We start from the raw sequence: 23,796 nt of genomic DNA, 5'->3' as shown, positions 1-23,796 counted from the left end.
CGCCGGGCGCTCACGTCAGTCGCTCCGCCGCGCGCAGGCCCCGGCGCAGCACCTCGGCCGCCCCCGGGTGGTCCCCCTCGGCGAGCAGCGACTCGCCGAGGTGTCGGCAGGCGACGACGACCTCCCCCATCAGCCCGGCCTGCTCGTACCTGTCGGCCGCCCGGGACAGCAACCGGCGGGCATCCTCGCCGTCGCCCCGGCCCACGCGCACCAGGCCGAGCACGAGGTCGGCCTCCGCCATCAGCTCCCGGTGCCGATACTCGGCCGCCGTCCGGGCGGCCTCCCCGGCCAGTTCCTCCGCCTCGTCCAACGCGCCCTCCCGGCGGCGGGACTCGGCCAGCTCCAGGGTCGCCCCCGCGTGGTCGAGCACGGCACCGACCGCGCCGAGCATCTCCCGGGCCCGGCGCAGCTCCGGACCGGCCTCGCCGGGCCGCCCGGCCCGGCGCAGAACGTACCCCCGGGCCCAGTGACACAGCGCGATCTCCCGGGTGAGTCCCAGCTCGGCGTAGCGGCGGACCGCCTCGCGCAGGTAGCGGTCGGCCTCGTCCAGCTCGCCGTCGCGCCGGAGCTGGCCCGCGACGGCGTAGAACTGGGCCACCCACTCTCCCCGGGTGGCCCGGCTCAGCAGCGGCAGCGCGTCCCGTTCCAGCCGGCGGGCCCGGTGCCGCCAGCTCAGTTCCAGGAACGTGTACATCAACGCGTTGGTCAGCCGCAGCTCGGCGTCAGGGTCCACCGGCGTCGATGCCCGCAGCTCCCGCAGCCCATCCTCCAGCACGGCCACCGCGCGGGGGGCGTCCCCGTCGACGAGCAGGCAGTAGGACTGCCGGGCGAGCACCGCCGCGCGCAACGCGGGGCAGTCCGCCGGCGGCTGCGCCGCCAGCCGCGCGTAGCCCGCCGCGGCGGCCGGTGCCCTGCCCCGGTGCAGGTCCGCCTCCGCCGCGTAGTACCGCGCCCAGCCGCCCACCTCAGGCAGGTGGTAGTCATCGGCCCGGCGACCGATGTCGGCGAGCGCGCGGTCTGCGGCGTCGAGATCGCCGGCCGACAGTGCCCGCCGGGCCGCCGCCAGCTCCCCGCCCAGTCGGGCCGCCGCGTCGGCCGGCCGCCCGTAGCGCAGGTCGTCGACCGGCAGCCCGAGCCGGCCCGCGACGTAAGCCAGCGCCTCCGGGCTGGGGGTACGGGTGCCGGACTCGATCGCGCCGAGGAACGCCCGGGTGTACCGGGGCGCGGCGACCTGCTGCTGGGTCAGCCCTCGGGCGGTGCGCAGGCGGCGGATCCGGTCGCCGAGACGCTCCCCGCCCGGGCCGGCGCCACCGGAGACGCCGTCCGTCGCCTCCATCCCGACCCCCTTCGCGCGCTGCCGCCAGCCTAGTGGCCCGGGCATGCGCGTCGATCGGTCAGGGGGCGGCCGGCCCGGGATCCCGGACCAGGACCCGCACGGCGCGGGCCGCGTCCACCGCGGAGACCAGCACCGCGCGCCGGGGCTCCGGCACGTCGAGCAGCCGGTCGGCGCGCAGCGCGGCCAGCGGGGCCAGCCGCCGGTCCGCCAGCACGGTGTCCACCGCCCGCCGATCGCCCCCGCCGACCAGGGCGGTGAGCGTGGCGGCCTCGGGCAGCAGCAGGCGGACGGCCAGCTCGACCGCGTCGCCCAGCGCCGCCTTCGCCTGGTTGTCCCGGCGGCGGGCGAAGCGCTGCTGGGACCAGCCGCCCGCGGCGGTGCGCCCCTGCACGTACCGGGTGTCGACCTTGGACACCACGATGTCGCCCCCCTCGGCGATCCCGACCGCCACCGCGCCCTTACGGGCGAGCAGCAGCCCGATCCGGCGCGGCGCGACGACGGCCGCCACGAACCCGGCAACGTCGGGGGTCGGGGGTACGCCCGGCGGGGCGTGCAGCTCTGCGGTCGCCCCGTCCGGGGCGGCGAGCAGCAGGCCGTACTCCTGGGGGGTGGTGGTCGGCGGGCCGTGCCGGTCGGCGAAGCCCTCGGCCCAGCGGGCGACACGGGCCGGGTCGACCTCGACCCACCGGCCGCCCCCTGCTGCGGGTCGACTGGTCACCGCCCGACCGTACGGCACCACCGGGCCGCGCCGGGAGCGGCATCCGGTTCCGGTCGAGGCCCCCGATCAGCCGAACGGCCCCAGTCAGCGCGCGAGCAGCATGACGACCGCGAGCGCCCCGATGATCGCGCTGGAGACCAGGGCGGTCACCAGCCTGCCCCGGGGCCCGGTCAGCGCCCGGCCGACCAGGGTGCCACCGCCGGCGATCAGCAACTGCCAGCTCGCCGAGGCGAGGAACGCTCCGGCCACGAAGAGGGCGGCGGATGGGCGGTCCGGGCCGACCGCCTCGCCGTGCCCCAGCACGAGCGCCACGAAGTAGACCACCGTCGCCGGGTTGAGCAGGGTCAGCGTCAGCACCCCGGCGAAGGCCCGCCCGGGGGTGCCGAGACCCCGTCCGCCGCCCGCACCGGCGGATGTGGCGCGCGGGCGCAGCGCCCGCCACGCGGTGTGCCCGGCGAGGGCGAACAGCATGGCTGCCGCCACCAGCCGCAACGGCTCGGCGATCGGGGTCACCAGTTCGGCGACCGCCACCCCACCGAGCACGGCGACGGCGGCGTAGAGACCATCGGCGGTCGCCACGCCGAACGCGGCGGCGGCACCGACCCGGAACGACGTCCGCGCGCTGAGCCCCAAAATCAGCACGGCGATCGCGCCGACGGGCACAGCGACACCGTAGCCGGCGACCAGGCCGGCGAGGAACGCCGCCGTCATGACGAAGTGCGGCGGGTCGAGACGCCACCGGGCAAGGTCCGCTGTCGGGGCGCGGTGTCGGCCGCGCGGACAGGGACCTGCTTCGAGTACGCCTCGATCATGGGCTCATCATCGGCCCTGGCCACTTCGGCTCGCGAGCGATTTTCTGGCTCCCGCGCCTCTGGCGGCACCACCCATGAGCATGGTCACGCTACGTCGGCCCGCTGCTTCAGGGTGCCGACACGGACCCGCCCCTTTGCTCTGCTGCCGTCAGCGCAACACCGACGCTGAGCAGCCACTTCCCGTCGCAGGCCAGCACGGACGGACGGTAGGGAGCATCACGCTCCGCAAGCGTTGCATGGGGCGCAGCAGAGCAAAGGTGGCCTTAGCAGGTGTCGCCCGCAGGGCGGCGACCATGGGGGGCGCGAGGGTGGGGCGAGCTGCGCCCCGACATGTCAGAAGCCAGCGGGCCCAGGCGGCGGGCGGGCGGCGTACCGGGAACCCGGGCGGGTTGCAAGTGGGTGGGGCCGCCGGGCGGCGACGCGGAGCAGGCGGGCCGGACGAAGAGAACGCCGCGAGCGTTCCCCGGGCGGGGACACGCTCGCGGCGCGATGCGTGGTACGGGCCGACTTCAGACGTTGAAGCCGAGGGAACGGAGCTGGTCGCGTCCCTCATCGGTGATCTTGTCGGGGCCCCACGGGGGCAGCCAGACCCAGTTGATCCGGATGTCGTCGACCAGTCCCCCGCCGGGGCCGGTGGTCAGTGCCTGCCGGGTCTGGTCCTCGATCACGTCGGTCAGCGGGCAGGCCGCCGAGGTCAGCGTCATGTCCAGGGTGGCGACGTTGTCGTCGTCGACGTGGACGCCGTACAGCAGGCCGAGGTCGACCACGTTGATGCCCAACTCCGGGTCGACGACGTCCTTCATCGCCTCCTCGACGTCGGCGACGGCGGCCTTACCGCCAGCCGCCGCACCGTTGGCCGCCGCACCGTTGGCCGCCGCACCGTTGGCCGCCGCACCGTTGGCCGCCGACGTGGCCGTGCCCTCGGTGGCCGGTGCCGCACCGTCGGTCGCCACGGCGCCGGCGCCCGGCGTGGTGGCAGTTTCCTCGCTACTCATGCCGTCCCCTCGTTTCGCTCGGCACCGGCATGAGCTGTGCCGGCACTGTGCCGATGATTCGCTCGCTGACGCTCGCTCATGCCTTCACCTCCGGGCTCGCGCCCACCCCGGCGCGTGCCGCGGCGTCCTTGAACGCCATCCACGGCAGCAGCGCGCACTTGACCCGGGCGGGGTAGCGCGCGACACCCGCGAACGCCACCCCGTCACCGAGCACGTCCTCGTCCGGCGTGACCTGGCCACGGCCGGACATCAACTCGACGAACGCCTCATGCACCGTGAACGCCTCACCCGCGCCCCGACCCCGCAGCAGCTCGTGCAGCACGCTCGCCGACGCCTGGCTGATCGAGCAGCCCATGCCGTCGTACGAGATGTCGTGCAGCACGTCGCCGTCGGTGGCGACCCGGACGGTCACCTCGTCGCCGCAGGTCGGGTTGACGTGGTGCGCCTCGGCGACCTGATCGGTCGGGTCCTCGGCGTCGCGCAGGCCACGGCCGTGCGGGTGCTTGTAGTGGTCCAGGATGATCTCCTGGTAGAGCTGGTCGAGCTGCATCAGTCGAACACCTTCCGCACCTGCTCCAGACCGCCCACCAGGGCGTCGATCTCCTCGGTGGTGGTGTACAGGTAGAACGAGGCCCGCGTCATGGCCGGCACGCCGAACCGGGTGCACAGCGGCTTGGCGCAGTGGTGGCCGACGCGCACCTGCACGCCGAGCGAGTCGAGCACCTGGCCCACGTCGTGCGGGTGGATGTCACCGAGCGCGAACGAGATCGTCCCACCCCGGCCAACCGGCACGGTCGGCCCGAAGATCCGCAGGTCGGGCACGGTGGCGAGGGCGTCCAACGCGTACGCCGTCAGCTCCTTCTCGTGCCACTGGATCGCCCGCATGCCGATCCCGGTGAGGTAGTCCACCGCCGCGCCGAGCGCCACGGCCTCGGCGATCGGCGGGGTGCCCGCCTCGAACCGGGCCGGCGGGGCGGCGAACGTCGACCGGGCCATGGTGACCGTCTCGATCATCGAGCCGCCGCCGAACACCGGGGGCATCGCCGCGAGCAGCTCGCCCCGGCCCCAGAGCACGCCGATGCCGGTGGGGCCGCACATCTTGTGCCCGGTGAAGACGATGAAGTCGGCGTCGAGGTCGACCACGTCGATCGGCAGGTGCGGCACCGACTGCGAGCAGTCGAGCAGCAGCAGCGCCCCCACCTCGCGGACCCGCGCGGTGATCCGGGCGGTGGCGTTGACGGTGCCGAGGATGTTCGACATGTGCACCAGCGAGACGATCTTCGTCCGCTCGGTGACCAGTTCGTCCAGCCCCGACTCGTCCAGTCGACCCTGGTCGGTGACCGGGAACCAGCGCAGGGTCGCACCGGTGCGCTCGGCCAGCAACTGCCACGGGACGATGTTCGAGTGGTGCTCCATCTCGGAGATCACGATCTCGTCGCCGGGGCCGAGCCGGAAGCGTGGGTCGGCGTCGGTGCGCGGCGAGGCGTTGGAGAACGCGTACGCCACGATGTTGATCGCCTCGGTGGAGTTCTTGGTGAACACCACCTCGTCCACGCTCGGCGCGTTGACGAACGCGGCGATCTTCGCCCGCGCGCCGTCGTACGCCTCCGTCGCCTCGGTGCCCAGCGTGTGCACCGAGCGGGACACGTTGGCGTTGTGCAGCGCGTAGTGCTCGGCGAGCGCGTCGAGCACCTGGCGCGGCTTGTGCGAGGTGTTCGCGCTGTCGAGGTAGACCAGCGGGTGTCCGTTGACCTCCCGGTCGAGAATCGGGAAGTCCGCACGCACCGCCGCCACGTCGAAGCGCGGCACGTCGTCGAACTGCGGCATCCCCTCGGGGATCGTGATGGTGGTCATCTGCGTGACCGGCCCCTTCCTCAGGCCCGCGCCGAGCCGGCCCCGGCGACGTACCGCTCGTAGCCCTCGGCCTCAAGCTTGTCGGCCAGCTCCGGACCGCCCTGCTCGACGATCCGGCCGGCGACGAAGACGTGTACGAAGTCCGGCTTGATGTAGCGCAGGATACGCGTGTAGTGGGTGATCAGCAGCAGGCCCGTGTCGCCGGTGTCGCGGACCCGGTTGACGCCCTCGCTGACGACGCGCAGCGCGTCCACGTCGAGGCCGGAGTCGGTCTCGTCGAGGATGGCGATCTTCGGCTTGAGCAACTCCAGCTGCACGATCTCGTGCCGCTTCTTCTCGCCGCCGGAGAAGCCCTCGTTGACGTTGCGCTGGGCGAACGCCGGATCCATCTGGAGGCGCTCCATGGCCCCGCGCAGCTCGCCGCCCCAGGTGCGCAGCTTCGGCGCCGTGCCGTCGATCGCGGTCTTGGCGGTACGCAGGAAGTTGGCCACCGAGACGCCGGGCACCTCGACCGGGTACTGCATGGCGAGGAAGAGCCCGGCGCGGGCCCGCTCGTCGACGGACATGGCGAGCACGTCGACGCCGTCGAGGGTCACCGAGCCGCCGGTGATCTCGTACTTCGGGTGACCGGCGATGGAGTACGCCAGGGTGGACTTGCCGGAGCCGTTCGGGCCCATGATGGCGTGGGTCTCGCCCGACCTCACGGTCAGGTCGACGCCGGCCAGGATCGGCTTGAGCTCACCCTCGGGCAGCTTGACCGACACCTTCAGGTCGCGGATCTCCAGGGTGTTCATTATCGGGTCACTCCATTGCTCGGCATCGGGCGGCCGTCGGCGCCCACGGGAAGGTAGATGTCGCCGTCGCGGATCTCGACGGCGTAGACGGGAATGGGTTCGGTGGCGGGCAGCCCGGTCGGCTCACCGGTATGCAGGTCGAAACGGGAGCCGTGCAGCCAGCATTCCAGCGTGCAGCCCTCGACCTCACCCTCGGAGAGGGCAACCGCGGCGTGCGAGCACTCGTCGTGCACGGCGTAGAACCGGTCGTCCTCGCCGTGTACGAGGGCGACCTGCGTGCCGTCGACGTCGGCGCTGATCACCGTGCCCTTCGGCACGTCCTCGGTGGCACAGATCCGGATCATCAGGCGCCCGTCCTGGCCAGCCGGGCCTCGATCGCGTCACCGAGCCGCTCGCGCAACTCCTCGACCGGGATCTTGTTGATCATCTCGGCGAAGAAGCCGCGGACCACCAGGCGGCGGGCCTCGCCCTCCGGGATGCCCCGGGCCATCAGGTAGAACAGTTGCTCGTCATCGAAACGGCCGGTCGCGCTGGCGTGCCCGGCGCCGGCGATCTCGCCGGTCTCGATCTCCAGGTTCGGCACGGAGTCCGCCCGGGCACCGTCGCTGAGCAGCAGGTTCCGGTTGATCTCGTACGTGTCGGTGCCGGTCGCCTCGGCCCGGATCAGCACGTCTCCCACCCAGACCGTGTGCGCGTCCGCGCCCTGCAACGCGCCCCGATAGCCGACGTAGCTGCGGCAGTCGGGCACGTTGTGGTCGACGAGCTGGCGGTGCTCCAGGTGCTGGCCGCCGTCGGCGAAGTAGACGCCGTACAGCTCGGCCTCGCCGCCGCGCCCGGTGTACTCCACCGAGGTGTACTGCCGGACCAGGTCGCCGCCGAGGCTGACCTGGATGTGCACCACCTTGGCGTCCCGGCCGAGCTTCACCCGCAGGTGCTGGGCCTGCACCGCGTCGGCGGCCCAGTCGGCCACGGTGACCAGGGTCAGCTTCGCCCCGTCGGCCACCGACACCTCGACGTTGTCGGCGAGGGTCGCCGAGCCGACGTGCTCCAGCACCAGGGTCACCTCGGCGAACCGGCCCACGTCGACGAAGGTGTGCCCGAACGCCAGGTGATCGGCGCCGTCGCCGACCACCCGCAGGACCACCGGCTCGCCGACCACCGCGTCGCGGGCGACCTCCACCAGCAGCGCCTCGCCGGCACCGCCGTACGCCAGCGCGCTGACCCGGTCGACCGGGGTGAGCACGCTGCCCACCCGTGGGTCGTCCCTGCCGATCCGGGAGACGGCGACGCCGGAGGGCAGGTCGCCGTACTCGTGCCGGACCGCGCCGGTCGAGGCCTGGGCCTCGCCGACCAGCCCACGCAGCCGCTTGAGCGGGGTGAATCGCCACTCCTCCTCCAGGCCGGTGAGGGCCGGGAAGTCGGCGACGTCGTACGAGCGGAGCGCCTGCGACTTGGTGCTGGGCGGCGCGGAAGCCTGGGTAGTCATCTCTTCCTTGGTCTGTTCTGCGACGACGATGTCATCAACCGGAGGGCGGGTTGGGCTGGTCGCGACGCGACGCGACGGGTCGGGGCCGCGCCGGGTCAACCGACCGCGCCCTCCATCTGGAGCTCGATCAGGCGGTTCAGCTCAAGGGCGTACTCCATGGGGAGCTCCTTGGCGACCGGCTCGATGAAGCCGCGCACGATCATCGCCATCGCCTCGTCCTCGCTCAGGCCCCGGCTCATCAGGTAGAAGAGCTGGTCGTCGCTGATCTTGGAGACGGTCGCCTCGTGCCCCATCGACACGTCGTCCTCGCGGATGTCGACGTACGGGTAGGTGTCCGAGCGGGAGATGGTGTCGACCAGCAGCGCGTCGCACTTGACCGTGCTGCGGCTGTGGTGCGAGCCCTCCAGCACCTGCACCAGGCCCCGGTACGAGGTGCGGCCGCCGCCCCGGGCGATCGACTTGGAGATGATGGTGGAGGAGGTGTGCGGCGCGGCGTGCACCATCTTGGCGCCGGCGTCCTGGTGCTGGCCCTCGCCGGCCATGGCCACCGAGAGCACCTCGCCCTTGGCGTGCTCGCCGGTCATGTAGACCGCCGGGTACTTCATGGTGACCTTGGAGCCGATGTTGCCGTCGACCCACTCCATGGTCGCGCCCTCGTGGCACACGGCCCGCTTGGTGACCAGGTTGTAGACGTTGTTCGACCAGTTCTGGATGGTCGTGTAGCGGCACCGGGCGTTCTTCTTGACGATGATCTCCACGACCGCGCTGTGCAGCGAGTCGGACGAGTACAGCGGCGCGGTGCAGCCCTCGACGTAGTGCACGTACGCGCCCTCGTCGACGATGATCAGCGTCCGCTCGAACTGGCCCATGTTCTCGGTGTTGATCCGGAAGTACGCCTGCAGCGGGATCTCGACCTGCACGCCCTTCGGCACGTAGATGAACGAGCCGCCGGACCACACGGAGGTGTTCAGCGCGGCGAACTTGTTGTCGCCCACCGGGATCACCGTGCCGAAGTACTCCTTGAAGACGTCCTCGTGCTCCTTGAGCGCGGTGTCGGTGTCCAGGAACAGGACGCCCTGCTCCTCGAGGTCCTCACGGATCTTGTGGTAGACCACCTCGGACTCGTACTGGGCCGCGACGCCGGCGACCAGCCGCTGCTTCTCCGCCTCGGGGATGCCCAGCCGGTCGTAGGTGTTCTTGATGTCCTCGGGCAGGTCCTCCCAGCTGGTGGCCTGCTTCTCCGTGGACCGGACGAAGTACTTGATGTTGTCGAAGTCGATCCCGGTGAGATCGGCGCCCCAGGCCGGCATCGGCTTGCGGCCGAACAGCCGCAGACCCTTCAGGCGCAGGTCGAGCATCCAGGCCGGCTCGCTCTTCTTCGCCGAGATGTCCCGCACCACAGCCTCGTTGAGGCCGCGCTGGGCGGTGGCGCCGGCGACGTCGGAGTCGGACCAGCCATACTCGTAGCGACCGAGGGCGGCGAGCTGCTCCTCCTGGGTCAGGGGCTGGACGATCTGCTCGGTCATCTATCTGTCCTCACAGTGGTGACGGTTCTACCGGACTGGGCACGCCCCGGCTGGGCGGGGATGTGCGTGGTGCACACCCCGTCGCCGTGCGCGATGGTGGCCAGACGCTGCACGTGGGTGCCGACCAGGCGGGAGATCACCGTGGTCTCGGCCTCGCACAGCTGGGGGAACTCGGCGGCCACGTGCGCCACCGGGCAGTGGTGCTGACAAAGCTGGCCGCCGGAGGCGATCGTGGACGCGCTGGCGGCGTAGCCCTCGGCGGTCAGCGCCCCGGCGAGCGCCTCGGCCCGCGCAAGGGGGTCGTCGCCGGCGTCCTCCATGGCGGCCCGACAGCGGTCCTCCAGGGCGGCGACCTGGTCGGCCGCGAACGCCTCCACCGCCTTGGAACCGCTGTTGCGGGCGATCCAGCGCAGCGCGGCGGTGGCGATGTTGTCGTAGTGGTGGGTGCCGCAGCGGCCCCGGGCCGCGTCCGTCAGCACGAACACCTTCGCGGGGCGGCCCCGCCCCCGGCTGCCCCGGACGGTCTGCTCACGGGCGGTCACGTCGCCCTCGACGAGCATCGCGTCGAGGTGCCGGCGGATCGCCGCCGGGCTGAGCCCGAGCGCCGAGCCGAGCTGCGCGGCGGTGGTCGCCCCCCGCTCCAGCAGCAGCTGGGTCACCCGGTCCCGGGTGGAGAGGTCGGTCGCGGCGGAACCGGCGGACACGGGCGCACCGGCGACCGGACCGGTCACCGGCTGTCGCCCGGAAAGCGCCGCCGCGTTTTTCACAACGCCAACGTTACGTAATTCGCCGGAGGCCCGCAAACCCGGGGCGGTGATCCGAGCCACCGGCGCGGCGGAGTCACCCGATCGGGCTCCACTACGTTGCGTAGGATTTGCCCCGTGAAGCGATCCGTCCGGTTCCCGGCCTCCACCACCCTGCTGCGCCGCCTGGCGCTCGCCTCGATCATCGCGAACGTGGCCATCGTGGTCACCGGCGGGGCGGTCCGGTTGACCGCGTCCGGCCTCGGCTGCCCCACCTGGCCCAGGTGCACCGACGCGTCGTACACGACGACGTCGGAGATGGGCGTGCACGGCGTCATCGAGTTCGGCAACCGGCTGCTCACCTTCGCCGTCGGCGCGATCGCGCTGGCGGTGGTGGTGGCCGTGCTGCTGCACGGGGCGCGGCGGCGGGCCCTGCTGCCGCTGGCGATCGGGGTGCTGTTCGGCATCCCCGCGCAGGCGGTCATCGGCGGGATCACCGTGCTGACCAACCTGAACCCGTGGGTGGTCGGCCTGCACTTCCTCGCCTCGATGGCGGTGATCGCGGTCGCGTACGCGCTCTGGCGGCGCATCAACGAACCGGACGGCCCGACGGCGCCCACGGTGCCGGGGCCGCTGCGGACGCTGGCGCTGGTCACCACCGTGGTGAGCGTCGCGGTGCTGGTGATCGGCACCTGGGTCACCGGCAGCGGCCCACACGCCGGCGACCAGGGCGCGGCCCGCAACGGCCTCGACCCGCAGTCGATCTCGCAGGTGCACGCCGACGGGGTGTTCCTGCTGATCGGGCTCTCGGTGGCACTGGTCTTCGCGTTCCGCGCGGTCGGCGCCCGACGGGCCGAGCGAGCTGCCCTCGTGCTGGTCGCGGTGGAGCTGAGTCAGGGCCTGATCGGCTTCGTCCAGTACTTCACCCACCTGCCCGGTGTGCTGGTCGCAGCGCACATGCTCGGCTCCTGCCTGGTCCTGCTCGCCACCCTGGCGGTGCTCTGGTCGACCCGGGAACGCCACCCGACCGACACCCCGGCGCCGACCAGGACCCCCACCGTCCCGGCAACCATCTGACCCCACCCCGCCCGGCGCGGGGCCCGACCGCGCCGGGCGCAACCGCACCCCGCGCCGGGCGCAAATTCACGGAAAGAGTGGCCTCCGCGAGGGTGCGAGGCCACTCTTTCCGTGAATTTGCGCGATCAGGTCGGGGCGGCGCGCCCCGCGGGGCCCGCGGGTCGGGGCGGGGCGGGTTCAGCGGGGGTGGGACAGGTGGGTGAGGATCGCTTCGGCCAGGCGGTCGGGGGCGCCGTCGGCGTACCCGAGGAACAGGGACGGCTCGGTCAGTTCCAGCTCGACCAGCACGGGTGACCCGTCGGGGCCCGGGATGAGGTCGACCCGGGCGTAGAGCAGGCGCTCCGACCCGCCGGGGACCGCCGCCAGGGTCCGCTCGGCGACGGCGAGCTGGTCGGGGGTGGCCGTCCGGGAGCTGATGTTCTCGGCCTTGTACAGCCCGCCGGGGCCCAGGTCGGGGCCGGTGAGCATCGGGCCCTTGCGGATCGCGTGACTGAACCGGAGCCCGTCCGGCCCGGCCAGGTACAGCAGCGCGGTCTCCCCGGCGGTGTCCACCGCCGTCAGGTACGGCTGGACCATGGTCACCCGGCCGGCCCGGGACAGCCGACGCACGTGGGCCGTGGCCAGCTCGCGGTGCCCGGGGTCGGCCAGGTCGTACCGGCCGGTGTCCTGGCTGCCGGCGCTGACCGCCGGCTTGAGCACGTACTCGCCGTGGGTGGCCGGCGGTTCCCAGCTCTCCCCCGGCAGGACCCAGCCGGTCGGTACGGTGGGCACGCCGGCGGCCGACAGTTCCCCGAGGTAGCGCTTGTCGGTGTTCCAGCGCACCACGTCGGCCGGGTTGACCAGCCGGGGCACGGTGTCGGCCCAGGCCACGAACTCGTCGCGACGCAGCGCGTAGTCCCAGGGCGAGCGGATCACGACCAGGTCGTACGCGGCCCAGTCGACCGCCGGGTCGTCCCAGACGGCGACGGTGACCGAAACGCCGCGCCCGGTCAGCGGGGCGAACAGAAGCCGCTCGTCCGGGTCTAGGTCGGACAGCTCGGCGCACGTCACGAGGGCGACCCGGGGTTCCCCCCGGGTCGACTGGTGGTGGTGTTCGGTCATCTCGGGTGTCAACGGGCCATCGCGCGCCGGGCCATCGACCGCCACAGGTCGTTGCTCGGGCGCATCTGGTCCATCAGCTCCCGCTCCCAGGCGTTCTCGACGGTGACTCCCGCCCTGGCGCACGCCTCCCGCGCGACGCCGGTGTCCTCCGCGAACTGGTCGCCCCAGGCCCCGTCGGAGCCTACGAGGACGATGCGCGCGCCGCGCTTGCCGACGTACTCGATGACCGCCTTCGCCCCGCCGTGCCCGGCGGCGAACGACTTGATGCCCGCGACCAGACCGTTGGGGGTCTGGTCGGCGACGGTCTGCTGAGCCGCCAGCGTCGTATCGGAACCTTCTGCCATGACGCGAAGCCTAAGCAGAGTTCCCTTCTTAGGTGCGAGAACCATGAACTATTTGTGATGCCCATTACCCGACCGTTTAAGGAAGCCCACAGGCACTTTGCGCGGATTTATCCGGCTTAAGGGGCTATAACTCAGCGACAAAGTCACCCGTTGTTACCTGAGTTGAGTGAACCCGACTCAGGGTGAAAATCATTCCGATAGGTCACCAAAGGTGGACAACTCATCAATGATGATGATTTGTCGGAGCGATACGGGAGGCCGGCGCACACCGGACCGCCGGAGCCGGACCCGCCAGAGCCGGACCGCCGGAGCCGGGCGGTGATGCGGCGCGGGCCGGGGCCCGAACGGCCCCGGCCCGCGCCCTCGCGGAGACCGCGGCTAGATCAGGGCGTCCACGGCGACGGCGGCGAACAGGATGGTCAGGTAGACGTACGACCAGTGGAACAGTCGCATCGGCCTGACCGCCCCGCCCCGGGCCACCTGGCGGCACAGCTTGTGCGCCTCGTACACGAAGACGCCGCCGGACACCAGCGCGGTGACGCCGTAGATGGCGCTCATCCCGAGCGGCCAGACGGCCAGCGAGGAGAGCAGGGTCAGCCAGGCGAAGCCGATGATCTCGGCGTTGACCCGGCGGGTCGAGGCGACGACCGGCAGCATCGGGATGCCGGCGCGGGCGTAGTCCGCCTTGTACTTCATGGCGAGGGGGTAGAAGTGCGGCATCTGCCAGAAGAAGACCACCGCGAACAACGCCCACGCCGCCGGGGCCAGCGAGCCGGTCACCGCGGCCCAGCCGATCAGCACCGGGGCCGCACCGCACGCGCCGCCCCAGAAGGTGTTCTGCGGCGTGGTCCGCTTTAACCAGAGCGTGTAGACCAGGTCGTAGTAGGCGATCGCGGCCAGCGTCAGCCCGGCGGCCAGCCAGTTGGTGAACGCGGCCATCAGGGTCACCGAGATCACCGCCAGCACCAGCCCGAAGGTGAGCGCGCTGCGCGGCGAGACGATGTGCGTCGGCAGCGGGCGGCGCTTGGTGCGCCGCATGAGCTGGTCGATGTCCCGGTCGATGTAGCAGTTGAGCACGCTGGCCGCGCCGGCGGCGAGCGAGCCGCCCACCAGCACCACCGCCATCAGCCACAACGACGGCAGGCCCCCCTGGGCCAGCATCATCGCCGGGACGGTCGTGACCAGCAGCAGCTCGACGATGCGGGGCTTGGTCAGCGAGACGTACGCCGAGACCACCGCCCGGACGTCCCGCCGGGACGCCGCCGGTGTCTCGGTCACCGTGCGCACCGGCGGCTGCCCGGCAGAGTCGCTGACGGGGCGCTCGGTGATCATGCTCACGGATAGCCACCTTCCGGCGTCGGCAGGGGGGTTGGGTCGGTCGGACCCGTCCGGGTCCACACACCGATCCACACACTACGCGTCGTCGTTTTGGCTGCCCGCGCGACCCGACAACGGTGCGGGCCGTCACACCCCGGTGGAAGTCGGACCCGCACGGACGGGCGTGCAGAGATCCCTGGGCGCAGGTTTAGGGCCGCTCGATAGGGTCATCAGTGAGGGTTCCGCCCAACTGCCGAGGAGCACAACCATCGTGGCTGCCAACCGACCCGAGCAACCCGCACTCAACTGGTCCGACCTCGACCGCCGGGCCGTCGACCTCGTCCGCGTGCTGGCCATGGACGCCGTGGAGAAATCCGGCAACGGCCACCCCGGTACGGCGATGAGCCTCGCCCCCGCGGCGTACCTTCTGTTCAACCGGGTGATCCGGCACAACCCGACCGACCCGAACTGGGCGGGCCGGGACCGGTTCGTGCTCTCCGCCGGCCACTCCAGCCTGACCCTCTACATCCAGCTCTTCCTCTCCGGGTACCCGCTGGCTCTGGACGACCTCAAGTCGCTGCGGCAGTGGGACTCGCTCACCCCGGGCCACCCGGAGCACGGGCACACCCCGGGCGTGGAGACCACCACCGGCCCGCTCGGCCAGGGCCTGGGCAACGCGGTCGGCATGGCGATGGCGGCCCGCCGCGAGCGCGGCCTGTTCGACCCGGAGTCCGAGGCGGGCGCGTCGGTCTTCGACCACGACATCTGGTGCATCGTCTCCGACGGTGACATCGAGGAGGGCATCAGCCACGAGGTCAGCGCGCTCGCCGGGCACCAGCAGCTCGGCAACCTCACGGTGATCTACGACGACAACGAGATCTCGATCGAGGACGACACCCGCATCGCCAAGAGCGAGGACGTCGCGGCCCGCTACGAGGCGTACGGCTGGCACGTGCAGACCGTCGACTGGCGCACCGGCGACGCCGACCAGGGCGACTACCACGAGGACGTCGAGGCGCTGCACCGGGCGCTGCTGGCGGCGAAGGCCGAGACCGGGCGTCCCTCGTTCGTCGCACTGCGCACCATCATCGGCTGGCCCGCCCCGAACAAGCAGAACACCGGCAAGATCCACGGCTCGGCGCTGGGCGCCGACGAGGTGGCCGCCACCAAGCAGCTCCTCGGCTTCGACCCGGCCCAGAGCTTCGAGGTCGACGAGGAGGTCCTCGGCCACGCCCGCCGGGTGCTGGAGCGCGGCGCGCAGGCCCAGCAGGAGTGGGAGAAGGCGTACGAGGGCTGGGCGAAGGCCAACCCGGAGCGCAAGGCGCTGTGGGACCGGATGTCCCAGCGGGTGCTGCCGGAGGGCTGGACCGAGGCGCTGCCGACCTTCCCGGCCGACGCCAAGGGCGTCGCCACCCGGGCCGCGTCCGGCAAGGTGCTGGAGGCCCTCGCCCCGGTGCTGCCCGAGCTGTGGGGTGGCTCGGCCGACCTGGCGGAGAGCAACAACACCACGATGAAGGGCGAGCCGTCGTTCATCCCGGCGGCGCACGCGACCAAGGACTTCCCGGGCCACGAGTACGGCCGCACGCTGCACTTCGGCATCCGCGAGCACGCCATGGGCGCCATCCTCAACGGCATCTCCCTGCACGGCGGCACCCGCCCGTACGGCGGCACCTTCCTGGTGTTCAGCGACTACATGCGCCCGTCGGTGCGGCTCGCCGCGCTGATGAAGCTGCCGGTCGTCTACGTCTGGACGCACGACTCGATCGGCCTCGGCGAGGACGGCCCGACCCACCAGCCGGTGGAGCACCTGACCGCGCTTCGGGCGATCCCCGGCCTGGACGTGGTCCGGCCGGCCGACGCCAACGAGACCGCGTGGGCGTGGCGGCAGGCGCTGGAGCACACCGACCGGCCGACCGCGCTGGCGCTGAGCCGGCAGGCCCTGCCGACCCTGGACCGTTCGACGCTGGGCGGCGCCGAGGGCGTCACCAAGGGCGGCTACGTGCTGGCCGAGGCGTCCAACGGCAAGCCGCAGGTGATCATCGTCGGGACCGGCTCCGAGGTGCAGCTCTGCCTCACCGCCCGGGAGCGGCTGGAGGCCGACGGCACCCCCACCCGGGTGGTGTCGATGCCGTGCCAGGAGTGGTTCTACGCGCAGGACGAGGCGTACCGGGAGTCGGTCCTGCCGCGCGGGGTAAAGGCACGGGTGAGCGTGGAGGCGGGCATCGGCATGTCCTGGCGCGGGATCGTCGGTGACTCCGGCGAGAGCGTGAGCCTGGAGCACTACGGCGCGAGCGCCCCGCACTCCGTGCTCTTCGAGCAGTTCGGGTTCACCCCCGACCGGATCGTGGCCGCCGCGCACGCGGCGCTGACCCGGGTGGGCGACATCACCGGTTTCACGACCGGCAACTGAGGGGAGCGTGGACGGCATGACGGACAGGATTAGCAAGCTCACCGCCGCCGGGGTGGCGGTCTGGCTCGACGATCTCTCCCGGGTGCGGCTCAGCTCCGGCGGGCTGGACCAGCTCCGCCGGGAGAAGCACGTGGTCGGGGTGACCACCAACCCGACGATCTTCGCGAAGGCGCTCGCCGACGCCGACGAGTACGACTGGCAGCTGCGCGACCTCGCCACCCGTGGGGTGGAGGTGGAGGAGTCGGTGCGCATGCTCACCACGTACGACGTGCGGTGGGCGTGCGACGTGATGCGGCCGTCGTACGACGCCAGCCACGGCGTCGACGGCCGGGTCTCCATCGAGGTGGACCCGCGGCTGGCCCACGAGACCGACAAGACGGTCGCCGAGGCCAAGGCGCTGTGGTGGCTGGTCGACCGGCCGAACCTGTTCATCAAGATCCCGGCCACCGAGGCGGGCCTGCCGGCGATCACCGCGACCCTGGCCGAGGGGATCAGCGTCAACGTCACGCTGATCTTCGGCCTGGACCGGTACTCGCAGGTGATGGAGGCGTTCCTCGCCGGCCTGGAGCAGGCGAAGGCCAACGGCCACGACCTGTCCAAGATCGGCTCGGTGGCGTCGTTCTTCGTCTCCCGCGTCGACTCCGAGGTCGACAAGCGGCTGGAGAAGATCGGCTCCGACGAGGCCAAGGCGCTGCGCGGCAAGGCCGCCGTCGCCAACGCCCAGCTCGCGTACGAGCGCTACAGCGAGGTCTTCTCCTCCGACCGGTGGCAGTCCCTGGCCGACGCGGGCGCCCACCCGCAGCGCCCGCTGTGGGCGTCCACCTCGACGAAGAACCCGGACTACCGGGACGTCATCTACGTCGAGGAGCTGATCGCCCCCGGCACGGTCAACACGATGCCGGAGTCGGTCATCCACGCGTACGCCGACCACGGTGAGACCCCCGGCGACACCATCACCGGCGCGTACGACGCGGCCCGCAAGGTCTTCACCGACCTGGAGGCCGTCGGCGTCGACATGTCCGACGTCATCGCCGTCCTGGAGCAGGAGGGCGTGGAGAAGTTCGAGGCGAGCTGGCTGGAGCTGCTCGACGGGGTGCGCAAGTCGCTCGCCGCGGCGGGCCAGGGCACCGGGCGGCCCGGCCAGGCCGCGCAGGGCAACGCGCAGGCCGCCCAGCAGGCGGGGGGCAACGCGTGACCGACGCTCACGTGGCCGCACCGGGGCACCACCCCGGGACGGCCGCGTGAGCGACCTGCTCGCCGGCCCGGCGGACGCGTCCGCCGGGCTGGTCGTGCACGGCGCGGACGCGGTCGACCGGTCCGCGCCCGCGTCGACCCGGGACGCCCTGGTGACCCGGGGCGTCCCGGCGGGACTGGCCGCGAAGGACCCCACGCTGTGGGGGCCGGAGGTCGAGGCCGAGGCGAGGGCCCGGCTCGGCTGGCTGGACACCCACCGGCGCAGCTGGGAGCTACTCCCCCAGCTCGCCGAACTGACCGCCGAACTGGCGGACCTGGACCACGTGGTGCTCGCCGGGATGGGCGGCTCGTCGCTGGCCGCCGAGGTGATCACCCGCACCCTGGGCCGGCCGCTGACCGTGCTGGACACCACCGACCCGGGCCAGGTCCGGGCGGCGCTGGCCGACCGGCTGGAGCGCACCGTGGTGGTGCTGGCCAGCAAGTCCGGCAGCACGGTGGAGACCGACAGCCACCGGCGGGCCTACCTCCAGGCGTTCCTCGACGCCGGGCTGACCGAGGCGGAGGCCGGCCGGCACTTCGTGGTGGTCACCGACCCGGGCTCCCCGCTGGAGTCCGTCGCCGCCGAGTTGGGCGCGGTCACCGTGCTCGCCGACCCGCAGGTGGGCGGCCGGTACTCGGCGCTGACCGCGTTCGGGCTGGTGCCGGCGGCGTTGGCCGGGGTCGAGGTGACGGAGCTGCTCGAACAGGCCGAGGCGCTGTCGCAGTCGCTGGCCCGGGACACCGACAACCCGGGCCTGGCGCTGGGCGCCGCGCTCGGCGCGGCGGCCACCGGGGGCCGGGACAAGATCGCCCTGATCGGCGACGGCACCGGGATCGACGGGCTCGGCGACTGGATCGAGCAGTTGCTCGCCGAGTCCACCGGCAAGGCCGGCCTCGGCATCCTGCCGGTCGTGCTGGAGTCCCCTGACGCCCCCGGCGGCGCCGGCCCGGACGTGCTCACCGTCAGCTACGGCGGGGCGCTGCCCCCCGGGGCCGTCCCCGGCGGCGGGTGCGCGCCGGACGTCGCGGTCAACGGTCCGCTCGGCGCCCAGTTCCTGGCCTGGGAGTACGCCACGGCGGTGGCCGGCGCGGTGCTCGGGGTGAATCCGTTCGACCAGCCGAACGTCGCCGAGAGCAAGGAGAACACCGCACGCATCCTGGCCTCGGCCGCGCCGGCGGAGCCGCCGTCTTCCACCGCGGGCGCGATCGAGGTGTACGCCCCGGCGGGCAGCCCCGGCGACCTGGCCGGCGCGCTGCGTCACCTGCTCGACGGCGTCGGCGACGGCTACCTCGCCGTGCTGGCGTACCTGGACCGGCTCGCCGACGCCGACGCCGCCCGGCTGCGTCCGCTGCTCGCCGAGGCGTCCGGCCGGCCGGTCACCTTCGGCTGGGGGCCGCGCTTCCTGCATTCCACCGGCCAGTACCACAGGGGTGGTCCTCAGGTGGGCCGTTACCTCCAGGTGACCGGTACCGTCGACAATGATCTGCACGTGCCCGGGAAGCCGTATTCCTTCGGGGAGCTTCAGGCTGCCCAGGCTGCGGGCGACCGGCAGGCCCTGGCCGGCCGGGGGCGTCCGGTGCTGCGGCTGCACCTGACCGACCGGTCGGCGGGAGTGGCCCAGCTGCTCGACGCGGTCCGGCAACTACGAACCTGACGATGGACGATGTGACACCAGCGGAGCGAGGAGGCGGCGTGAACCCGCTGCGCGACGCGCAGGACCGGCGGCTGCCGCGGATCCCGGAGCCCTGCGCTCTGGTGATCTTCGGGGTGACCGGTGACCTGGCGCGGAAGAAGCTGCTACCGGCGGTCTACGACCTGGCGAACCGGGGGCTGCTGCCACCCGGTTTCGTGGTCCTGGGCTTCGCCCGGCGCGACTGGGGCGACGGCGACTTCGAGTCGCTGGCCCACGAGGCGGCCAAGAAGCACGCCCGGACGCCCTGGCGGGAGGAGGTCTGGGCGCGGCTGGCCGGCAACATCAAGTTCGTCGGCGGCTCGTTCGACGACGACAACGCCTTCGACCAGCTCAACCGGACACTGGACGAGCTGCGCGGCACCCACGGCATCCACGGCAACGCGGCCTTCTACTTCTCCATCCCCCCGGCGGCGTTCCCCGTGGTGCTCAAGCAGCTCGCCCGCACCGGAATGGCCGACAACGACAAGTGCGGCGGCTGGCGCCGGGTGGTGGTGGAGAAGCCGTTCGGGCACGACCTGCCCTCGGCGAAGGAGCTCAACGACCTCGTCGACGACGTGTTCACCCGGCAGGACGTCTTCCGGATCGACCACTACCTGGGCAAGGAGACCGTCCAGAACATCCTGGCCCTGCGGTTCGCCAACAGCCTGTTCGAGCCACTGTGGAACTCCAAGTACGTCGACTCGGTGCAGATCACGATGGCCGAGGACGTCGGCATCGGCAGCCGGGCCGGCTTCTACGACTCGGTCGGCACCGCCCGGGACGTCTTCCAGAACCACCTGCTCCAACTCCTGGCGCTGGTGGCGATGGAGGAGCCGACCAGCTTCGACGCCGACGAGATCCGGGCCGAGAAGCTGAAGGTGCTCAAGGCGATCACCCTGCCGAAGGACGTCTCCCGGGGCACCGTGCGCGGGCAGTACCTGCCGGGCTGGGTCGCCGGGCAGCGGGCGGTCGGCTACCTGGACGAGGAGGGTGTCCCGGCGGACTCCACCACGGAGACGTACGTGGCGGTGGAGCTGGGCATCCAGAACCGCCGCTGGGCGGGGGTGCCGTTCTACATCCGGGCCGGCAAGCGGCTGCCCCGGCGGGTGACCGAGGTCGCCATCATGTTCAAGAAGGCCCCGCACCTGCCGTTCAACGCGGCCGACATGGAGATGCTCGGCAACAACCAGCTCGTCATCCGGGTGCAGCCGGACGAGGGCGTGGTGCTGAAGTTCGGCTCCAAGGTGCCGGGCACCACGATGGAGGTCCGCGACATCGCGATGGACTTCCAGTACGGCGAGGCGTTCACCGAGTCCAGCCCCGAGGCGTACGAACGGCTGGTGCTGGACGTGCTGATCGGCGACCGTACCCTCTTCCCCGACGCCGCCGAGGTCGAGCAGAGCTGGGCGGTGGTGGACCCCCTGGAACACGCCTGGGAGGGCACGAAGCCGGAGCCGTACCGGGCCGGCGAGTGGGGCCCCCGGGCCTCCGACGAGATGCTGGCCCGCGAGGGCCGGGCGTGGCGGAGAGCGTGAGCGGGCACAGCGAGCGAACCAGGAGGTTCCATTGATCGGGCTCTGGGACACCACCGGCAACGAGGTGGTCAAGGCGCTCGCCGCGGAGCGGCGCAGCGCGGGCGGGGTGGCCAGCGGCATGGCGCTCACCCTGATCGTGGTGGTCGACGAGAAGCGGGTCCGCGAGGCGGAGGCGGCGGCGACCATCGCCGCCGCCGCCCACCCGTGCCGGCTGCTCGTGGTGGTCCGAACCGACGTCGAGCGGGAGCGCAACCGGCTGGACGCGGAAATCGTCGTCGGCGGCCGGCTCGGCCCGTGCGAGGCGGTGGTCACCCGGATGTACGGCCGGCTGGCGCTGCACGCCGAGTCGGTGGTGATGCCGCTGCTGGTGCCGGACGTTCCGGTGGTGACGTGGTGGCACGGCGAGCCGGCGGCGGAGATCGCGACGGACTTCCTCGGGGTGGTCGCCGACCGGCGGATCACCGACACGGCGCAGGCCGCCGACCCGATCGAGGCGCTACGCCAGCGGGCCCGGGACTACGCCCCGGGGGACACCGACCTGGCGTGGACCCGGATCACCCCGTGGCGCACCCTGGTGGCCGGCGCGTTCGACACCACGGAGGCCCGGGTCACCGAGGCCCGGGTGGTGGCCCCGCCGACCGACCCGACGGCCGCGCTGATGTGCGGCTGGCTGGGCAGCCGGCTCGGGATCACCCCGCGCTGGGAGCCCAGCGACGCGTCCCCCCGGATGCGGGAGGTGCAGCTGAGCTGCGCCAACGGCGAAGTGCTCACCCTGACCCGGGAGGACAGCCTGGCCACGTTCCGGCGCACCGGGCAGGACGACCGGCAGTTGCCGCTGATGCGCCGGCCGCTCGGTGACGAGTTGGCCGAGGAGCTGCGTCGGCTGGACGCCGACCAGGTCTACGCCGAGGCGCTGGGCGCCATGGCCGGTGTCTCCGGGCTGGACGAGCGGCCCGCCCAGCGGGTGCACGTCTGGAAGGACCCGGCGACCGCGAAGCGGGCCGAGGCGGGGGTCACCGCCCACACCGGCACCAGCGCGAGGTCCTGACGACGGCGCCGGCGGGCCGGGTCCGGCCCGCCGGCCCGGTTCGCGGGCACGCGCGACGGAGGGCCGCCGGCCCCCGGGCACCACGAACAGGGACCGCGCGGGCGGTCCGGAGACGAGGGCACAACACATGAGTGAGACGAGTGTCGCCGTCCACGCCGATGCCGAACTGCTGGCGCAGGCGGTGGCGGCCCGGTTGCTGGTGAAGCTGCTCGACGCGCAGGCGGATCGCGGCCAGGCGGCGATGGTGCTGACCGGCGGCCGGATCGCCGCCGCCGTGTACCGGGCGGTGGACGCGCTGCCGGCGCGGGACGCGGTCGACTGGTCCCGGGTCGACGTCTGGTGGGGCGACGAGCGGTTCCTGCCGGCCGGGGACCCGGAGCGCAACGAGACGCAGGCCCGGGCGGCGCTGCTGGACGCGCTGCCGCTGGACCCGGCCCGGGTGCACCCGATGCCGGCCTCCGACGGCCCGGCCGGGGCCGACCCCGAGGCCGCCGCCGCCGGGTACGCCGCCGAGCTGGCCCGGGCGGCCCGCCCCGGGCACGCCGTGCTCCCCCACTTCGACGTGCTGATGCTCGGGGTGGGCGAGGACGGGCACGTCGCCTCGGTCTTCCCGGAGCACCCCGTGCACCACGACAGCCGGCCGGTCAGCGCTGTGCGGGGCAGCCCCAAGCCGCCGCCGGTGCGCACCACGCTCACCCTCCCGGCGATCAACACCGCCGAGGAGGTCTGGCTGGTCGCCAGCGGCGCCGACAAGGCCCGCGCGGTCGCCATGGCGCTGGCCGGGGCCGGCCAGGTGCAGCTCCCGGCGGCCGGGGCGCAGGGCGTCGGGCGCACCCTCTGGCTGCTGGACCGGGCGGCGGCGGCCGACACCCCGCCCCGACTGCGCAGCCTGCGCTGAGCCCTACGGAAGGGCCCCCGCGGGGGCCCTTCCTTGTGTCCGGCGGGGCCGGCCGCTCAGGCCATACCCCGGCTGCTCAGGCCCCGGCCCGGCGCTCAGGCCCGGCCCCGGCGGCGGCGCAGGGCGGCCAGGGCCTCGGCCAGCAGGGCCTCACCCTCCTCCGGGGTGCGCCGTTCCTTCACGTACGCCAGGTGGGTCTTGTAGGGCTCCGGGCGCGCCCGGCCCGGCGGGTTGCCCTGGTCCTGGCCGGCCGGAACCCCGCAACGGGGGCAGTCCCACTGCGGCGGCGGCTCGGCATCCGCCGCGATCGGGACGTCGATCCGGTGGTCGTTGCGGCACCAGTAGGTGACCGACCGGCGCGGGGCCGGCGCGTGCCGCTCGTTGAAGCGTTCCGGGCCGGATCCGGTCCGGGCACCCCGAATCAGGTTGCCACTCGCCACGGCTGCTCGCTCCTGTCATCGGAGGGGACCACCGCTCGGGCGGGCGGCGGGCGACGCGGTGCAGCGGGAAAAACAACTGCGCGCGGCCCGTCGGTGACGGACCGCGCGCAGATTGTACGACTCGGCGGGCTCGCTCTCAGGCCCCGCTGCTGAGCTGGAGTCGCAGCCAAAGCCCCAGCCCGACGATACAGGCGAACCAGACGATGCCCACCAGGACCGTGTAGCGGTCGAGGTTCTTCTCGGCCACCGAGGAGCCGGCGAGGCTGGAGCTGACCCCACCGCCGAACATGCTCGACATCCCACCGCCCTTACCGCGGTGCAGCAGGATGAGCATGGTGAGCATGACGCTCGTGATGACCAGCAACACGATCAACGTGTATGCGAACCAGATCGGCATGGCTGGGGTCAGTCCTCTCGTAGCGATCCTCGCCCGGACAGGTCGGGCACTGCGGCACC

23 protein-coding genes are annotated in these 23,796 nt (G+C 72.7%); 7 read left to right on the top strand and 16 right to left on the bottom strand.

What is annotated here, in order from left to right:
- Window positions 1-10: 10 nt before the first annotated feature.
- The 11 genes from OG559_RS21580 to OG559_RS21530 form a co-directional block, all read right to left on the bottom strand.
- On the bottom strand, window positions 11-1,336 hold the full coding sequence (locus tag OG559_RS21580; RefSeq protein WP_405106361.1) for a helix-turn-helix domain-containing protein: 1,326 nt from the start codon (window positions 1,334-1,336) through the stop codon (window positions 11-13).
- A 58-nt stretch (window positions 1,337-1,394) separates the two neighbouring features.
- Window positions 1,395-2,054, bottom strand: a complete 660-nt coding sequence (locus OG559_RS21575; protein WP_405106359.1) for an acVLRF1 family peptidyl-tRNA hydrolase — start codon at window positions 2,052-2,054, stop codon at window positions 1,395-1,397.
- A gap of 84 nt (window positions 2,055-2,138) precedes the next feature.
- The gene (locus OG559_RS21570) at window positions 2,139-2,765 is read right to left on the bottom strand and encodes a LysE/ArgO family amino acid transporter (protein WP_405106357.1); all 627 of its coding nucleotides are present in this window, start codon (window positions 2,763-2,765) and stop codon (window positions 2,139-2,141) included.
- Between the two features lie 610 nt (window positions 2,766-3,375).
- Entirely contained in the window at window positions 3,376-3,861 is a 486-nt protein-coding gene (locus OG559_RS21565; RefSeq protein ID WP_405106355.1) for a metal-sulfur cluster assembly factor, read from the bottom strand.
- Window positions 3,862-3,937: 76 nt separating this feature from the next.
- Window positions 3,938-4,411 (bottom strand): Fe-S cluster assembly sulfur transfer protein SufU, encoded by a 474-nt coding sequence (gene sufU / locus OG559_RS21560; protein ID WP_405106353.1) that lies wholly within the window; start codon window positions 4,409-4,411, stop codon window positions 3,938-3,940.
- Window positions 4,411-5,715: a cysteine desulfurase gene (locus OG559_RS21555; protein WP_405106351.1), complete on the bottom strand. Its 1,305-nt coding sequence runs from the start codon at window positions 5,713-5,715 to the stop codon at window positions 4,411-4,413. Before OG559_RS21555 ends, sufU begins: the two co-directional genes overlap by 1 nt.
- Window positions 5,716-5,735: 20 nt before the next feature.
- Entirely contained in the window at window positions 5,736-6,509 is a 774-nt protein-coding gene (sufC, locus tag OG559_RS21550; protein WP_405106349.1) for a Fe-S cluster assembly ATPase SufC, read from the bottom strand.
- Window positions 6,509-6,853: a non-heme iron oxygenase ferredoxin subunit gene (locus OG559_RS21545; protein WP_405106347.1), complete on the bottom strand. Its 345-nt coding sequence runs from the start codon at window positions 6,851-6,853 to the stop codon at window positions 6,509-6,511. The genes sufC and OG559_RS21545 overlap by 1 nt, the downstream gene beginning before the upstream one ends.
- Window positions 6,853-7,995, bottom strand: coding sequence for a Fe-S cluster assembly protein SufD (gene sufD / locus OG559_RS21540; protein WP_405106345.1), 1,143 nt, complete (start codon window positions 7,993-7,995; stop codon window positions 6,853-6,855). Before sufD ends, OG559_RS21545 begins: the two co-directional genes overlap by 1 nt.
- 95 nt (window positions 7,996-8,090) lie before the next feature.
- On the bottom strand, window positions 8,091-9,521 hold the full coding sequence (sufB, locus tag OG559_RS21535) for a Fe-S cluster assembly protein SufB (protein WP_350888123.1): 1,431 nt from the start codon (window positions 9,519-9,521) through the stop codon (window positions 8,091-8,093).
- A complete protein-coding gene (locus OG559_RS21530) occupies window positions 9,518-10,288 on the bottom strand; it encodes a helix-turn-helix transcriptional regulator (protein WP_405106343.1) in 771 nt (256 codons plus the stop codon). The genes sufB and OG559_RS21530 overlap by 4 nt, the downstream gene beginning before the upstream one ends.
- Window positions 10,289-10,384: 96 nt before the next feature.
- On the opposite strand from OG559_RS21530, the gene OG559_RS21525 reads away from it, so the two are divergent.
- Window positions 10,385-11,341 carry a COX15/CtaA family protein gene (locus OG559_RS21525; protein WP_405106341.1) on the top strand — a complete coding sequence of 319 codons (957 nt, stop codon included), beginning with the start codon at window positions 10,385-10,387 and terminating at the stop codon, window positions 11,339-11,341.
- Window positions 11,342-11,518: 177 nt separating this feature from the next.
- Here the strand turns inward: OG559_RS21525 and OG559_RS21520 are convergent, their stop codons facing one another.
- The 3 genes from OG559_RS21520 to OG559_RS21510 form a co-directional block, all read right to left on the bottom strand.
- A complete protein-coding gene (locus tag OG559_RS21520; protein WP_405106339.1) occupies window positions 11,519-12,442 on the bottom strand; it encodes a RimK family alpha-L-glutamate ligase in 924 nt (307 codons plus the stop codon).
- An 8-nt stretch (window positions 12,443-12,450) separates the two neighbouring features.
- Window positions 12,451-12,786: a hypothetical protein gene (locus tag OG559_RS21515; RefSeq protein ID WP_387023893.1), complete on the bottom strand. Its 336-nt coding sequence runs from the start codon at window positions 12,784-12,786 to the stop codon at window positions 12,451-12,453.
- Window positions 12,787-13,164: 378 nt separating this feature from the next.
- On the bottom strand, window positions 13,165-14,124 hold the full coding sequence (locus OG559_RS21510) for a heme o synthase (RefSeq protein WP_405106337.1): 960 nt from the start codon (window positions 14,122-14,124) through the stop codon (window positions 13,165-13,167).
- Between the two features lie 250 nt (window positions 14,125-14,374).
- Between OG559_RS21510 and tkt the strand changes: the two genes are divergently transcribed.
- The 6 genes from tkt to pgl all read left to right on the top strand — a co-directional run bounded on the left by tkt (window position 14,375) and on the right by pgl (window position 22,900).
- Window positions 14,375-16,513, top strand: coding sequence for a transketolase (gene tkt / locus OG559_RS21505; protein WP_405106335.1), 2,139 nt, complete (start codon window positions 14,375-14,377; stop codon window positions 16,511-16,513).
- 16 nt (window positions 16,514-16,529) lie between these two features.
- Complete coding sequence (gene tal / locus OG559_RS21500; RefSeq protein WP_405106333.1) at window positions 16,530-17,708, top strand: transaldolase; 1,179 nt, start codon at window positions 16,530-16,532, stop codon at window positions 17,706-17,708.
- A gap of 46 nt (window positions 17,709-17,754) precedes the next feature.
- Window positions 17,755-19,401, top strand: a complete 1,647-nt coding sequence (locus OG559_RS21495; protein ID WP_405106331.1) for a glucose-6-phosphate isomerase — start codon at window positions 17,755-17,757, stop codon at window positions 19,399-19,401.
- Between the two features lie 2 nt (window positions 19,402-19,403).
- On the top strand, window positions 19,404-20,954 hold the full coding sequence (gene zwf / locus OG559_RS21490) for a glucose-6-phosphate dehydrogenase (RefSeq protein ID WP_396670816.1): 1,551 nt from the start codon (window positions 19,404-19,406) through the stop codon (window positions 20,952-20,954).
- A gap of 31 nt (window positions 20,955-20,985) precedes the next feature.
- Entirely contained in the window at window positions 20,986-22,002 is a 1,017-nt protein-coding gene (locus OG559_RS21485; RefSeq protein WP_405106329.1) for a glucose-6-phosphate dehydrogenase assembly protein OpcA, read from the top strand.
- Window positions 22,003-22,129: 127 nt separating this feature from the next.
- Complete coding sequence (gene pgl, locus OG559_RS21480; RefSeq protein ID WP_405106327.1) at window positions 22,130-22,900, top strand: 6-phosphogluconolactonase; 771 nt, start codon at window positions 22,130-22,132, stop codon at window positions 22,898-22,900.
- A 95-nt stretch (window positions 22,901-22,995) separates the two neighbouring features.
- Here pgl and OG559_RS21475 read toward each other — a convergent pair whose 3' ends face one another.
- Window positions 22,996-23,340: an RNA polymerase-binding protein RbpA gene (locus tag OG559_RS21475; RefSeq protein ID WP_396670819.1), complete on the bottom strand. Its 345-nt coding sequence runs from the start codon at window positions 23,338-23,340 to the stop codon at window positions 22,996-22,998.
- 136 nt (window positions 23,341-23,476) lie between these two features.
- Complete coding sequence (secG, locus tag OG559_RS21470) at window positions 23,477-23,737, bottom strand: preprotein translocase subunit SecG (RefSeq protein WP_350888110.1); 261 nt, start codon at window positions 23,735-23,737, stop codon at window positions 23,477-23,479.
- Window positions 23,738-23,796: the final 59 nt, after the last annotated feature.

The sequence above is a fragment of the Micromonospora sp. NBC_01405 genome (assembly GCF_045040155.1).
GTDB lineage: Bacteria > Actinomycetota > Actinomycetes > Mycobacteriales > Micromonosporaceae > Micromonospora.
The sequence above is the reverse complement of the archived record's forward strand: the minus strand, read 5'-3'. Positions and strand labels throughout refer to the sequence as shown.

What these genes read in the sequence shown, in the direction of transcription:
- OG559_RS21580 (WP_405106361.1), bottom strand. Translation starts at nt 1,336, where the DNA reads ATGGAGGCGACGGACGGCGTCTCCGGTGGCGCCGGCCCGGGCGGGGAG.
- OG559_RS21570 (WP_405106357.1), bottom strand. Translation starts at nt 2,765, where the DNA reads ATGACGGCGGCGTTCCTCGCCGGCCTGGTCGCCGGCTACGGTGTCGCT.
- OG559_RS21565 (WP_405106355.1), bottom strand. Translation starts at nt 3,861, where the DNA reads ATGAGTAGCGAGGAAACTGCCACCACGCCGGGCGCCGGCGCCGTGGCG.
- sufU (WP_405106353.1), bottom strand. Translation starts at nt 4,411, where the DNA reads ATGCAGCTCGACCAGCTCTACCAGGAGATCATCCTGGACCACTACAAG.
- OG559_RS21555 (WP_405106351.1), bottom strand. Translation starts at nt 5,715, where the DNA reads ATGACCACCATCACGATCCCCGAGGGGATGCCGCAGTTCGACGACGTG.
- sufC (WP_405106349.1), bottom strand. Translation starts at nt 6,509, where the DNA reads ATGAACACCCTGGAGATCCGCGACCTGAAGGTGTCGGTCAAGCTGCCC.
- OG559_RS21545 (WP_405106347.1), bottom strand. Translation starts at nt 6,853, where the DNA reads ATGATCCGGATCTGTGCCACCGAGGACGTGCCGAAGGGCACGGTGATC.
- sufD (WP_405106345.1), bottom strand. Translation starts at nt 7,995, where the DNA reads ATGACTACCCAGGCTTCCGCGCCGCCCAGCACCAAGTCGCAGGCGCTC.
- sufB (WP_350888123.1), bottom strand. Translation starts at nt 9,521, where the DNA reads ATGACCGAGCAGATCGTCCAGCCCCTGACCCAGGAGGAGCAGCTCGCC.
- OG559_RS21520 (WP_405106339.1), bottom strand. Translation starts at nt 12,442, where the DNA reads ATGACCGAACACCACCACCAGTCGACCCGGGGGGAACCCCGGGTCGCC.
- OG559_RS21515 (WP_387023893.1), bottom strand. Translation starts at nt 12,786, where the DNA reads ATGGCAGAAGGTTCCGATACGACGCTGGCGGCTCAGCAGACCGTCGCC.
- tal (WP_405106333.1), top strand. Translation starts at nt 16,530, where the DNA reads ATGACGGACAGGATTAGCAAGCTCACCGCCGCCGGGGTGGCGGTCTGG.
- zwf (WP_396670816.1), top strand. Translation starts at nt 19,404, where the DNA reads ATGGACGATGTGACACCAGCGGAGCGAGGAGGCGGCGTGAACCCGCTG.
- pgl (WP_405106327.1), top strand. Translation starts at nt 22,130, where the DNA reads ATGAGTGAGACGAGTGTCGCCGTCCACGCCGATGCCGAACTGCTGGCG.
- secG (WP_350888110.1), bottom strand. Translation starts at nt 23,737, where the DNA reads ATGCCGATCTGGTTCGCATACACGTTGATCGTGTTGCTGGTCATCACG.